This window comes from Brachybacterium alimentarium (assembly GCF_002332425.1).
In the GTDB taxonomy this organism is placed as follows: Bacteria; Actinomycetota; Actinomycetes; order Actinomycetales; family Dermabacteraceae; genus Brachybacterium; species Brachybacterium alimentarium.
Genome location: NZ_NRGS01000004.1, coordinates 208,470 through 221,619, shown reverse-complemented (window position 1 = coordinate 221,619; position 13,150 = coordinate 208,470). Strand labels below are relative to the sequence as shown.

At 70.7% G+C, this 13,150-nt stretch carries 9 protein-coding genes; 4 read left to right on the top strand and 5 right to left on the bottom strand.

All coding sequences use genetic code 11. From position 1 onward, the window contains the following. Positions 1–72: 72 nt before the first annotated feature. The 4 genes from CIK71_RS03080 to CIK71_RS03060 all read right to left on the bottom strand — a co-directional run bounded on the left by CIK71_RS03080 (position 73) and on the right by CIK71_RS03060 (position 4,861). On the bottom strand, positions 73–1,152 hold the full coding sequence (locus CIK71_RS03080; protein WP_096163765.1) for a Gfo/Idh/MocA family protein: 1,080 nt from the start codon (positions 1,150–1,152) through the stop codon (positions 73–75). A 38-nt stretch (positions 1,153–1,190) separates the two neighbouring features. After that, a complete protein-coding gene (locus CIK71_RS03075) occupies positions 1,191–2,006 on the bottom strand; it encodes a ThuA domain-containing protein (protein WP_241964158.1) in 816 nt (271 codons plus the stop codon). After that, positions 2,003–3,226 (bottom strand): Gfo/Idh/MocA family protein, encoded by a 1,224-nt coding sequence (locus CIK71_RS03070; protein ID WP_096163763.1) that lies wholly within the window; start codon positions 3,224–3,226, stop codon positions 2,003–2,005. Before CIK71_RS03070 ends, CIK71_RS03075 begins: the two co-directional genes overlap by 4 nt. A 465-nt stretch (positions 3,227–3,691) precedes the next feature. Continuing rightward, entirely contained in the window at positions 3,692–4,861 is a 1,170-nt protein-coding gene (locus tag CIK71_RS03060; RefSeq protein WP_096163693.1) for an ROK family transcriptional regulator, read from the bottom strand. Between the two features lie 237 nt (positions 4,862–5,098). On the opposite strand from CIK71_RS03060, the gene xylA reads away from it, so the two are divergent. The 4 genes from xylA to CIK71_RS03040 all read left to right on the top strand — a co-directional run bounded on the left by xylA (position 5,099) and on the right by CIK71_RS03040 (position 12,198). After that, the gene (xylA, locus tag CIK71_RS03055) at positions 5,099–6,292 is read left to right on the top strand and encodes a xylose isomerase (RefSeq protein WP_096163692.1); all 1,194 of its coding nucleotides are present in this window, start codon (positions 5,099–5,101) and stop codon (positions 6,290–6,292) included. 376 nt (positions 6,293–6,668) lie between these two features. Then, a complete protein-coding gene (gene xylB, locus CIK71_RS03050) occupies positions 6,669–8,066 on the top strand; it encodes a xylulokinase (protein ID WP_096163691.1) in 1,398 nt (465 codons plus the stop codon). A 491-nt stretch (positions 8,067–8,557) separates the two neighbouring features. Continuing rightward, entirely contained in the window at positions 8,558–10,945 is a 2,388-nt protein-coding gene (locus CIK71_RS03045; protein WP_096163690.1) for a beta-glucosidase family protein, read from the top strand. Beyond that, a complete protein-coding gene (locus tag CIK71_RS03040; RefSeq protein ID WP_096163689.1) occupies positions 10,945–12,198 on the top strand; it encodes an endo-1,4-beta-xylanase in 1,254 nt (417 codons plus the stop codon). The genes CIK71_RS03045 and CIK71_RS03040 overlap by 1 nt, the downstream gene beginning before the upstream one ends. Here the strand turns inward: CIK71_RS03040 and CIK71_RS03035 are convergent. Then, a complete protein-coding gene (locus CIK71_RS03035; RefSeq protein ID WP_096163688.1) occupies positions 12,158–12,859 on the bottom strand; it encodes a DUF624 domain-containing protein in 702 nt (233 codons plus the stop codon). The two genes, CIK71_RS03040 and CIK71_RS03035, sit on opposite strands and share 41 nt — an antisense overlap. Positions 12,860–13,150 lie beyond the last annotated feature (291 nt).

Here is a 13,150-nt window from a genome sequence, read left to right as displayed (position 1 = left end):
CTGCCGCGCTCCCGACCGAGCCGCTGCTCGGGGTGACGCCCGACGGCAGCCGCGAGCCCCCGTGTCCGGCCGTCAGGCGGTGACGCGGGCGTCCTGCTGCTCGACGGCCTCGGGCCGGGCCACCGTGCTGGCCACCCCCACGCGCGCACCGCTGGTGGCCGACTCGAGCACCGCGTTCATCACCTCGAGCACGTGCTGGCCGAGGTCGCCGCTGGCCCGGAGGTCCGCACCGCGCACGGCCATGTCCTGCAGGCCGATGCCGCGCGAGGCGTCGGCGTAGCCGCCGGCCACGGGCACGGTCTCCCAGCCCTCGCCGCCCAGACGCTTGATCTCCACGTCCCCGTCGAAGCGATTGGGGTCCGGCACGGCGAGCGTGCCGCCGGTGCCGTGGACCTCGATCGGATGAGCCGACGTGCCCACCGCGTCGAAGCTCATCACGAGAGTGGAGAGCACCCCGGATTCATGGATCAGCACGCCGGTGACATGGGTGTCCGTGGAGACCGGGATGACCTCTCCCTCGCGGGGGCCGGAGCCGATCGTGCGCTCGGTGCGCAGGCGGCTGCCGGCGCCGATCACCTCGGCCACCGGTCCCAGCAGCGTGACCAGCGAGTGGATGTAATACGGGCCCATGTCCAGCAGAGGACCGCCGCCGGGCACGTAGTAGAAGTCCGGCTGCGGATGCCAGCGCTCATGGCCGGGGGTGACCATGGTGGCCACCGCGGCGATCGGGGTGCCGATCTCGCCGTCGTCGATCGCGACCCGCGCCGTCTGGGTGCCGGTGCCCAGCACGGTGTCCGGGGCGCTGCCCACGAGCACGCCCGCCTCCCGCGCCGCCTCGAGCACCTGCGCGCCCTCCTGCGTGGTGACCGCGAAGGGCTTCTCGGAGTACACGTTCTTGCCCGCGGCGATCGCGCGCAGATCCACGTCGGCGTGCGCCGCGGGGATGGTCAGGTTCAGCACCGTGTCCACCTCGGGGTCCGCGATGAGCTCGTCCACGCTCAGCACCCGCACCCCGTCACGGCCCTCGACGGCGGCCTCGGCGCGGGCGCGGTCGAGGTCCGCCACGGCCACGAGCTGCACGTCCGGCAGCTGGTCGAAGCTGGCCAAGTACTGCTTGGAGATGACGCCGCAGCCGATCATGCCGATGCGCATCGGGGAGCGTTCCGTCGTGGCGGGGATGCCCTGCGCGTTCATCGGGTGGCCTCCTTCGCGCTGCGCCCGCCGTGCTCGCCGTAGGGCTGCTCGCTGCCGCGCGCCGCCCACAGCATGCCCCGCTCGATCACGGTGCGGACGTTCGGGTCCTCGAGCACCTCGACGCGGTGGCCGGGGGTGGAGACGAAGATCCGGCCCTCGCCCCACTGGCGGGTCCAGATCGCCGGCGAGGTGATGGGACGGTGCCACGGATCCCATGCGCGCACCTTCTGCGTGGTCGTCGCGAGCACGTCGATGTAGTCGTCCGAGAGCACCCAGTACTGCTCGGTGACCAGGTCGAAGTCGCCGATGCCGCGGGTGATCGGGTGCTCCGCGGCCGCCGGCAGCATGTCCACGGTGTAGGGCACGTAGTTGTCGGACTGCTCGCCCGTGCGCTCGTCGGGGTGCTTGCCGGGATGGCAGCCGAACTGACCGCCGATCAGCGTGAGGTAGTCGGAGTTGTTGCGGTAGCTGTCGGCGATGCCGCCGTGCCAGCCGGCCAGACCGGTGCCCGCCTCGACGGCGTCGCGCAGCCCCTCGAACTCCTCCTTCTCGATCGTGGACATGGTGTTGCACTGGACGATGAGATCCACCGTGGCCATGTACTCGGCATCGGCGTAGACCGCGGGGGACTCCTCGATCCGCACCGAGAAGCCGTTCTCCTCGAGGAACGGGATGAAGAGGTCGGTCGCCTCGATCGGCTGGTGCCCGTCCCAGCCGCCCCGCACGACGAGCGCCGTGCGGGTGGTCGGGGAGCCCTGGTCGGAGGCACCTGCCTGCGGGGCGGCCTGCGGGGTGGTCTGGGGGTCGGTCATCGGGTGCGCTCCTGCGAGGTGGAGGTGGAGGTGGAGGTGGAGGTGGAGATGGAGTTCTTGGCGGCGGCCGACGGCGCGACGCCCTGCCAGCTGGAGCCGTCGGCCGAGCTGGCCTCGACGGCGGCGAGGACGCGCTGCACCTGCAGGGCCTCCTCGAAGGAGGGGGAGGGGTCGGTGCCCTCCCCGATGGCACGCACCAGGTCGGCGATCTGATGCGTGAAGGTGTGCTCGTAGCCCAGGCCGTGGCCGGTGGGCCACCAGGCGGCGGCGTAGGGGTGCTCGGGCTCGGTGGTCAGCACCCTGGTGAATCCCTGTCGGCCGGCGGGCGCCGTGGCGTCGTAGACCTCCAGCTCGTTCATCCGCTCGAAGTCGAAGGCGATCGAGCCCTTCGAGCCGTTGATCTCCACGCGCATCGCGTTCTTGCGGCCCTGCGCCATGCGCGTGGCCTCGAAGGAGCCCAGCACGCCATCGGCGAAGCGCGCGGTGAACAGGGCGAGGTCATCGACCGTGACCTGCTGGCGCTCGCCGGAGAGATCGCCGGTCCCGCCGAGTCCCTGCATGTCCCCGGCCGCGGGGCGCGTGGGCACGACGGTCTCGAGGGTGCCCGAGACGGCGGAGATGTCCTGCCCGGTGATCCACTGGGCGAGGTCGATGATGTGCGCACCGATGTCCCCGAGCGCGCCGGATCCGGCCTTGTCCTTGTCCAGGCGCCAGGTCATCGGGGCGTCGGTGTCGGAGAGCCAGTCCTGCAGGTACTGCGCACGCACCTGACGGATCTCGCCCACGGCGCCCTCGGCCACCAGCTGGCGCGCATAGGCGAGCGCGGGCGTGCGGCGGTAGGAGAAGCCGCAGAGGCTGCGCACGCCCTGGGCGCGCGCGTCCGCCGCGGCCGCGGTCATCCGCTCGGACTCCTCCACGGAGTTCGCGAGCGGCTTCTCGCACAGCACGTGCTTGCCCGACGCGAGAGCGGCCAGCGCGATCTCGACGTGGGTGTCACCGGGCGTGCAGATGTCGATGACGTCGATCTCGGGATCCTCGAGGAGGTCCTGCCACCGGGTGGTGGTGCGCGCGAAGCCGTACCGCTCGGCGGCCGCGACCAGCGAGCTCTCGGTGCGCCCGGCGAGTGTGTGCAGCACGGGCGTCGCCGGCAGGTCGAAGAAGCGGTGGGCGGTGCGCCAGGCATGGGAATGGGCGGCTCCCATGAAGCCGTAGCCGACCATGCCGATGTTCAGCGGGCGGGCGGTGGGGGATGGGGTGGTCACTGCGGGTGTCACGACTCCTCGGTGAGTGGATGGTGCGGTGATGCGGTGATGCGGTGATGCGGTGATGCGGTCGGGCGGTGATGCGGTGATGGGGTCGGGCGGTGTTGCGGTCGTGCGGTCGTTCGGCCCTGCGGTCGGGGGATTGGGGATCGGGGGTCGTGGATCGGCCGACGGGCGTGGGCCGGGAGGGTGCACCGTCGCTCGCCGATCACGTACCGGGGTGCTCGTCCTCGCATGCTGTGCCCGGCGACGGTCCTGACAGTTCTGACGGTGCAGACGATGCTGCGGAGCGGTCGGTCGGACCCGGAGAAGCGGACGGTCGGGCCCGGACGCCCAGGAGAGAGGGGCCGCAGACGTGCCGGGCGGAACCAGGGGCGGAACCTGCCTTTAGTGTCTTCAACTTACGAAGTGGGAGCGGGCGGGTCAAGCACGGACCGACCGCGCGATCCAGTCGCCGGGGTGGTCCAGGAGCGGTGAGATCGCCGCGCGCGCCGCGCCCCACAGGGCCGGAGCCGCGAGGTCGTCCGAGCGCTCGATGACGATCTCGTCGACCTCGGCGGCCAGGGCGTGGCGGTCCACCGTCTCGCGGATGAAGGGCGCGATCTCTTCGGCGATCGGCCCCAGGTATCCCGAGAGCACCACGGTGGACAGGTCCAGGATGTTCAGCGCGTTGGCGATCGCCAGGCCCAGCGAGCGGCCGATCGTGCCGATCACCTCCGCCCGATCGCTGCTGCGGGAGAGCTCCTCGACCAGCTCGTCGATGAGCACGTCCCGCCGCAGGCCGGCCCGCTCCCGCAGCGCGTGGTACGACACGTAGGCCTCGAGGCAGCCGCGTCGGCCGCAGCGACAGAGCGCGCCGTCCGGCTCGACCACGGTGTGCCCGAACTCGCCGGCCCAGCCGTGAACCCCCTCGAGCACCTTGCCCTCGAGCACGATCGCCCCACCGACGCCGGTGCTGCCCCGCACGTACATGAACGATTCGTCCGGCCGACGGGCGATCTCCGTGAGCACCGACAGCCGGATGTCGTTCTGCACCAGGACCGGGACGGCGGCCAGAGCGGGGATCCTCTGGAGCTCACGCATGAGGGGGACGTCGGCCCAGTCGAGGTTGGGGGCCGACAGCACGCTCTCGCCGTCGGGCGAGATGCGCCCGGGGACGGCGACGCAGACCCCCACCAGCGTCGCGGGCCCCGCCTCGGCGCGGACCTGATCCAGCAGTCGGGCGCACGCCTGGACCGCCTCGGGGACGTTGTCCGCCGTGACCTCGAGGTACTCGGTGCGGGTGCTGAGCATGCCACCGGCCAAGTCGATGCCGAGGCACGAGATGTGCTCGGCGGCGATCTCGAGGCCGATGCCGAGCACTGTGTGCTGAGCAGGATGCAGGGGCACCATCGGTCGGCCGCTGCCCTGGGAGACCGGGGCGTGCTCCTCCACCAGCCCGGCGGTGATCAGCTCCTCGACGAGCTTGGAGACGGTGGGCTTGGTGAGCTGGGTGGAGCGGGCGAGCGTGGCCCGTGAGACCGGGACGGTCGCGTTCACGACGGCGCGCATGACGAGCGAGAGGTTGTGCTCGCGCAGGTGCGTCGATTGCATGGGACTGACCCTTCCGTCGTGCGATTTCGTGGTGCCGTCTTGTGGTCGGGCGACCATTCGTCGTATGTTAGTAACTCAAACATACTAAGCGGCCCGGCGATGCCCGTCCTGGGAACTGGTCCTGGGAACTGCTGGATCGGTTCCAGGAGCGTCGTCTGGATCGGTTCAGAGCATCGTAGTGCGACGCTTCGGGCCGCGAGGGACCAGAGACTGCTGTTCGTACAGAGGAGTTCGACCATGACTGCACCCACCCCCACCCGTGACGACAAGTTCTCCTTCGGCCTGTGGACCACCGGCTGGGAGGCGCGCGACCAGTTCGGTCTCGCCACCCGCCCGCCGCTCGAGCTGAGCGCCCACATCCGCAAGCTCTCCGAGCTCGGCGCCTGGGGCTTCACGTTCCACGACAACGACGTGGTGCCCTTCGATGCGACCCCGGCCGAGCGTCAGAAGATCATCGACCAGCTCAAGTCCGTCACCGACGAGACCGGCCTCGTGATCGAGATGGTCACCACCGACACCTTCGCCCACCCGGTCTTCAAGGACGGCGCGTTCACCTCCAACGACCGCGACGTGCGCCGCTTCGGCCTGCGCAAGGTGCTCGCGAACGTGGATCTCGCCGCCGAGCTCGGCGCGACCACCTTCGTCATGTGGGGCGGCCGCGAGGGCTCGGAGTACGACGGCTCCAAGGACCTCTTCGCCGCGCTCGAGCGCTACCGCGAGGGTCTGGACACGGTGGCCGGCTACATCAAGGACAAGGGCTACGACATGCGCATCGGCCTCGAGCCGAAGCCCAACGAGCCGCGCGGCAACATCTTCCTGCCCACGGTCGGCCATGCCCTGGCCTTCATCGAGCAGCTCGAGCACGGCGACATCGTGGGCATCAACCCCGAGACCGGCCACGAGCAGATGGCGACCCTGAACTACACGCACGGCCTCGCCCAGGCGCTGTGGTCCGAGAAGCTGTTCCACATCGACCTCAACGGCCAGCACGGCCCGATGTACGACCAGGACCTCGTGTTCGGTCACGGCGACCTCATCAGCGCGTTCTTCACCGTGGACCTGCTCGAGAACGGCTTCCCGTCCAAGCCCGGCGCTTACGAGGGTGCCCGTCACTTCGACTTCAAGCCCTCGCGCACCGAGCACGAGCAGGGCCAGTACGAGTCCGCCGCGGCCAACATGGAGATGTACCTGATGCTCAAGGAGCGCGCCCTCGCGTTCCGCCAGGACTCCGAGGTCCAGGAGGCGCTGTCCTACTCCGGCATCGACGAGCTCGCCCAGCCGACCCTCGCCGAGGGCGAGTCCCTCGCTGACCTGCTCGCGGATCGCTCCACCTTCGAGGAGTTCGACGCGGACAAGGCCGGCGAGCGCAACTTCGGCTTCGTGCGCCTGCAGCAGCTGGCCATGCAGCACCTGCTCGGCTTCCGCGCCTGATCCGACGCTGACCAGCCCGGCGCTGACCCGCCCGGCGCCGGGTCGGGCGGTGTCGGGCCGGGCGGTGTCGGACCGGGCCAGGGTCGTCGGGCTCGCCAGGATTGTCGAGCTCGCCAGCGTCGTCGGCCTCGTCGAGCTCGCCAGGCCTCGTCGGCCTCGTCGGGTTTGCCAACAAATGTGAGCTGGGGACCCATGTGAAGCATCCACATAGGTCCCCAGCTCACAATTGCGTGGCCTGGCCTGGCCTGGCCTGGCCTGGCCTGGCCCGGCCATGCCGTGCTCGACCACTTCCAGCTCGGTGCCGACGCCGATACTGCCCCGTACTCTGGGGACTTGCGGCAACCTCCGCGCCCCGTTCCTCGGAAAGGACCTCCTGATGGCCCCCACGGTTCTCGGAATCGACTCGTCCACCCAGGCCACGAAGGCTCTCCTCGTCGACGCCGAGACCGGTGCCGTGCTCGAGGAGCGTCGAGCGGCGAATCCCGAGGGCACCGAGGTGGACCCTCGTGCCTGGCTCGACGCGGTCGACGAGGCCGCCGGCCCCCTGCTCGAGCGGGCCGAGGCGATCTCCGTGGGCGGTCAGCAGCACGGCATGGTGCTGCTGGACGAGCAGGGCGAGGTGGTGCGCGATGCGCTGCTGTGGAACGACACCCGCTCAGCCCCGCAGGCCGAGGCGCTCATCGAGGAGATGGGCGGCGCCGAGGCGTCCGTCGAGGAGATCGGCAGTCTGATGGTCGCCTCCTTCACCGCGTCCAAGCTGCGCTGGGTGCGCGACGAGGAGCCGGACAGCGCGCGCCGCGCGGCGAGCGTGCTGCTGCCCCACGACTACGTCTCCCGCCACCTGGCCGGCGGGGGAGAGGCGTTCACGGATCGCGGGGACGCCTCGGGCACCGCCTACTACTCCACCCGCACCGAGGAGTGGAAGCCCGAGCTGGTCGAGCTGGCGCTGGGCAAGGGCCTCGAGCTGCCCCGTCTGCCCGGATCGCCGCAGGAGATCATGGCCCGCACCTCCTCCGGCGCCGCGATCGCCGCCGGCACCGGGGACAACATGGGTGCGGCCCTCGGCCTGTCCCAGGGCGAAGGCGACGTGTCCGTCTCGATCGGCACGTCCGGGGTGTGTGCGATGGTCAGCCCCACCCGACCGAACGACGCCTCCGGCGCGGTCACCGGCTTCGCCGACGCCACCGGCCGCTTCCTGCCCATGGCCACCACGATCAACGCCGCCCGGATCCTCGAGGCCGGTCGCGCCCTGCTGAGCGTCTCCCATGAGGAGATGGCCCAGCTGGCCCTGGCCAGCGTGCCCGGCGCGCGCGGCGTCACCCTGCTGCCGTACTTCGACGGGGAGCGCACCCCGAACCGGCCTGATGCCCGCGCCACCCTCACGGGGATGAGCACCGCGACCACCCGGGAGGACATCGCTCGGGCTTATGTCGAGGGCCTGCTGTGCTCCCTGGCCGACGGCATCACGGCGCTCGAGGACCGCACGGGCACGTCGGCCGCCACCATCACGCTGATCGGCGGCGCCGCGCGCAGCGAGGCCGTGCAGCAGCTGGCACCCGCCATCTTCGGGCGCGCGGTGACCATCGCCCCGGCCGCCGAGTACGTCGCGCTCGGAGCTGCTCGCCAGGCGGCCTGGGCCCTCTCGGGCGATCAGGAGCCGCCGGCCTGGACGCTCACCGACAGCCGGACCGTCGAGGCCGAGGCCACCCCCGAGGTGCTCGGTGCCTATCGCGAGCTCAAGGACCGCACTGCGGAGTGGGCCTCGAAGGGCTGACCCTGACTCCGCAGCACCGCAGCACCGCAGCACCGCAGCACCGCAGCACCGCAGCACCGCAGCACCGCAGCACGGCAGCACGGCAGCACGGCAGAAGGGCAGCACGGCAGCGCCGCAGCAGGGCGCTGCCCCGTGATGCCCTGCGATGCCGCGCGTCATCTCCCGATGCCCCGTGACGTCCGTGGTGCCGCACGTTCGCCGCACGACGTCCGTGGTGCCGCACGATCGCCGCACGACGCCCGTGGTGCCCCATGATCGCCCCACGACTCCCCGATGCAGCCCCCTCAGACGGAGCGCCTCCCCAGAAAGTTTCAGGGGAGGCGCTCCGTCTTGCGTCCAGGCGTCGCTGGTGACCCGGCATTGACCACGGCCCGTCGACTGCTCTAGCCTGACCACGACCGAAAGTCGACAGAAAGCTTTCAAAAAGCGCCTGAAACAGTCGGGGTGTGCGGCGCCGCCGCCACCTCGAGGGCCGTGCGAAGGAGCACCTCATGACCGTTGCCCCGTGGAGAGACCCCTCTGTGAGCGTCGAGCAGCGCGTGGAGTCGCTGTTGGCGGATCTCAGCCCTGAGGAGAAGATCGCCCAGCTCGGCAGCTACTGGAAGCGGCCCGAGATCGGGGACGCCGAGGGCTTCGCGCCCATGCAGTCCACCTTCGACGAGGGGCGCGATCCCTTCGAGGAGGCGGTCCGCAACGGCCTGGGGCACATCACCCGCGCCTACGGCAGCGCGCCGCTGACCTCCGAGGAGGGGGTGGAGAATCTGCGTCGCCTGCAGAGTGCCGTCGTCGCCGGCTCCCCGCACGGCATCCCGGCCATTGCGCACGAGGAGTGCCTGACGGGGATCATGGCTCACGAGGCCACCACCTACCCGGCCGCGATCGCCTGGGGGGCGTCTTTCGCTCCCGAGCTGATCGGCGAGATGGCCGGCCGGATCGGGGCGGACATGCGCGCGCTGGGCACCCACGTCGGCCTCTCGCCCGTGCTCGACATCGTACGCGACTACCGGTGGGGGCGCATCGAGGAGACCATGGGCGAGGATCCGTACCTCACGGGCATCCTGGCCACCGAGTACGTGAAGGGCCTGCAGGGGGCCGGGGTCATCGCGACCCTCAAGCACTTCGCCGGCCACGCCGCCTCGCGGGCGGGCCGCAACCACGCCCCCGTCTCCATCGGCCTCCGCGAGCTGCACGAGATCGACCTGGTCCCCTTCGAGATGGTCGTGCGGCACGGGAAGGTCGACGCGGTGATGAACTCCTACGCCGACATCGACGGCATCGCCCCGGCGGCCAGCCGCTGGCTGATGACCGAGCTCCTGCGCGACACCTGGGGCTTCGAGGGGACCGTGGTCTCCGACTACTGGGCCGTGAACTTCCTGCAGTCCATGCATCGCGTCGTGGAGACCACTCGCGACGCCGCCGTGACGACGCTGCGCGCGGGCATGGACGTCGAGCTGCCCGAGACCAACACCTTCCCCGAGCTGCTGGACGCCATCGACGCCGGTGAGCTCGAGGTCGAGGTGCTCGACACCGCGGTGCGGCGCGTGCTGCGCCAGAAGGTCGAGCTGGGCCTGCTGGATCCCGAGTTCGATGCCGCCACCACCGGCGACGCGATCGATCTGGACCCGGTGGAGAACCGTGAGCTCGCCCGGCGCCTGGCCGAGGAGTCGATCGTGCTGCTGCGCAACGAGGCCGAGGTCCTCCCGTTGGCCGCTCCCGGCCGCATCGCCCTCGTCGGCCCCAGCGCCGTCGAGCCGCGCAGCTTCCTGGGCTGCTACAGCTTCACCAACCACGTGCTCTCCCGCCTGGAGGACAACGGCACGTCGGTCGCCGTGCCCTCGCTCCGCGAGAGCCTGACCGCCGAGTTCCCGGACTCGATGGTCACGACCGTCGCGGGGACCGATTTCACCGGCACCTCGACCGACGGCATCGCTGAGGCCGTCACCGCCGCAGAGGCGGCGGACGTCGCCGTGCTCGCCGTCGGCGACATCGCCGGCCTGTTCGGGGCGGGCACCTCCGGGGAGGGCTGCGATGTGGCCGACCTGCAGCTGCCCGGCGCTCAGCACGAGCTCGTCGAGGCGGTGCTCGCCACCGGCACCCCGGTGGTGCTGGTGCTGGTCACCGGACGCCCCTACGCGCTCGGCGCGTACGTCGACCGCTGCGCCGCCATCGTGCAGGCGTTCATGCCCGGCGAGGAGGGCGGCAGCGCGATCGCCGGAGTGCTCTCGGGCCGCGTGAACCCCTCCGGGCGCCTGCCGATCGGCATCCCCGGCGGCATGGGCGGCCAGCCCGGCACCTACCTCGCTCCCGTGCTCGCCTGGGTCAGCGACGGGATCTCGAACATCGACCCCAAGCCGCTGTTCCCCTTCGGATTCGGGATCGGCTACACCCGCTTCGAGTACTCCGACCTGCAGTTCTCGGCCGACGAGATCCCTGCCGACGGCACCGTCGAGATCGCGGCGACCGTCACCAACGTCGGCGATCGCGACGGCAAGGAGGTCGCCCAGCTCTATCTCAGCGACCCCGTCGCCTCCGTGGTGCGCCCGCTCAAGCGGCTGGTCGGCTTCACGAAGATCGTGCTGGAGGCGGGGGAGAGCAAGCGAGTGACCTTCCGCCTGCACGCCGACCGCACCTCCTTCCTGGGCGAGGACCATCAGCGGATCGTCGAGCCGGGCGAGTTCCGCGTGCGTGTGGGCTCCTCGAGCGAGGACATGCGGCTCGAGGGCTCGTTCCGGGTCTCCGGTGCGGTGCGCGTGGTCGGCGATGGCGACAGGGTGCTCGACACCCCCATCGAGGTGGCGCCGGTGCTGGATGGTCCGGTGCCGGAAGCGGTCGGCGCCGCAGCGGGCGACGTCACGGCGAGCGTCCCCGAGGGGAACTGATGGCGGCGGCATCCTCGGCGGCACGGAGGGCTTCGGCCCCTGCAGGCCGGCTCGAACCCCTCGAGCTGCACGTCGTGGACGCCGCCGGGGCCCCGCGCCCGGGTGCACTCGTCACGGTGGAGCAGACGCGGCACGCCTTCGGCTTCGGCTGCACGGCCTTCACGCTGGCGCAGTCCGGCGACCCCGAGGCCGCCGAACTCGAGAGGCTGTGGCTGGGCCTCTTCGACACGGCCACCCTGCCCTTCTATTGGCGCTGGTACGAGCAGACCCCCGGGACGACCGACGCGGACCGGCTGCGAGCCCTCGCGCTGCACCTCCGCGACCGAGGCGTGAGGATCAAGGGGCACCCGCTCCTGTGGCACACCCTGGCCCCGACCTGGTTGCTGGAGAAGGACGACCAGGGCGTCGAGGAGGCGATCCGGGCGCGCATCACCCGTGAGGCGAGAGAGTTCGCCGGACTCGTCGATCAGTGGGACGCGCTCAACGAGACGGTCATCCTGCCGGTCTTCGCAGCCGAGGAGAACGCGGTGACGCGCCTGGCGCAGGCCCGCGGCCGGATGCACGTCATCCGCCTCGCCGTCGAGACAGCGCGCGCGGCGGACCCGACGGCGCAACTCGTGCTCAACGACTTCGACCTCACCCCGGCGTACGAGCACGTCCTGGAGGAATGCCTCGAGGCGGGTGTGCGGATCGATGCGATCGGTCTGCAGACCCACATGCACCAGGGGTACCGGGGTGAGGAGCAGATCGCCGAGGTGCTCGAGCGCTTCTCCCGCTTCGGGCTCCCGCTGCAGATGACCGAGACGACGCTCGTCTCCGGCGATCTCATGCCCTCGCACATCGACGACCTCAACGACTACGTCGTCGCCTCCTGGCCCTCGACGCCGGACGGCGAGGAGCGCCAGGCGGACGAACTGGTGCGCCACTACCGCACCGTGCTCGCCCACCCCGCCGTGGAATCGCTGACCTACTGGGGGCTGGACGACGCCTCCGCCTGGCTCGGCGCCCCGGCGGGTCTGGTGCGACGTGACGGCACCCCGAAGCCGAGCTATCACGCCCTGCAGGAGCTCGTGCGCGAGCAGTGGTGGGTCCATCGCGATGAGCACCGGGCCGACGAGCACGGCGTGGTGCGCCTGGAGGGCTTCGCCGGTGACTACAGGGTGCAGCTCGACGGGCAGAGCCAGGAGATCACCGTGCCGCGCGGCGGGCTCGTCAGCCGGCTGGTGCCGTCGTCGGCTCCTCGTCGGGACTGACGAAGCGCTCTCGGAGGAGCCGGGCGACCGGCTTCTCCGAGTGCCACAGCGCCGCCGTGAGCAGAGAGCCGGTCAGCAGCAAGGCGAAGCCGCCGACGACCTGCACGAGTCCGAGCGTGAGCACCCCGAGCGAGACCAGGGCGAGTGTCGAGAGCGGCTTGGCGAACAGGGTGAACACCGAGAGTCGCAGCGTGTCCACGAGGCGGAAGCTGAAGTTCGACACGATCGTCAGCGCGCGCACCAGGAGCAGCAGCACCAGCGCGCCGAGGATCAGGAACGCGACGTTGAAGCCCGCGGTGCCGAGCTGGGCGCCGAAGGTGACGTTCGCCGTGAGGATCCCGAGCACGATCACCGCCGGCATCCCGACCTTGAGGCTGTCCAGGAGGTTCACCCGGTAGCCGTGCAGGAAGCGGGACGCGGGGACCAGGTCGGGGTCCTCGGACCATCGACGCCAGGCATAGAGCGCGGCCGAGACCGCCGGGACCAGCGGCGCACCGGCCAGCACCAGGACCAGCACATTGCTCGGTCCCGCGGGCAGCAGGGTCCAGGCGAGGATCGTCGGGGAGCACGCGAGCACCAGGAGCGCGTCGATCGTGACGAGCCAGTAGATGCCCTCCGTGACACTGGTGAGGACGCTGCGATTCTGCGATGGGGACGTCATCGCCCTCCTTCGGGTGCTTGCCGGGAGCCGGAGAGCTCCGGTGGGCTGGGTGCTCACCAAATATCGCACCAAACCTAAAAGTTTCGCTTAATAATGGGCAGGTGATGCGGAAATGTGACCTGCCATCCTGCTGATCGAGGAGCGCACTTCGGCCGCTGTGTGCGCAATCGGGCTGGTGAGGAGCATTTCCGCGCGGCCGTGGACACGATTCTCAGGTGATGCTCAACCTCTTGACCCGCGCGATCGCGCCCGCTAGGTTGTAGATCACGTCGAAACTTAAGCGAAAGTATT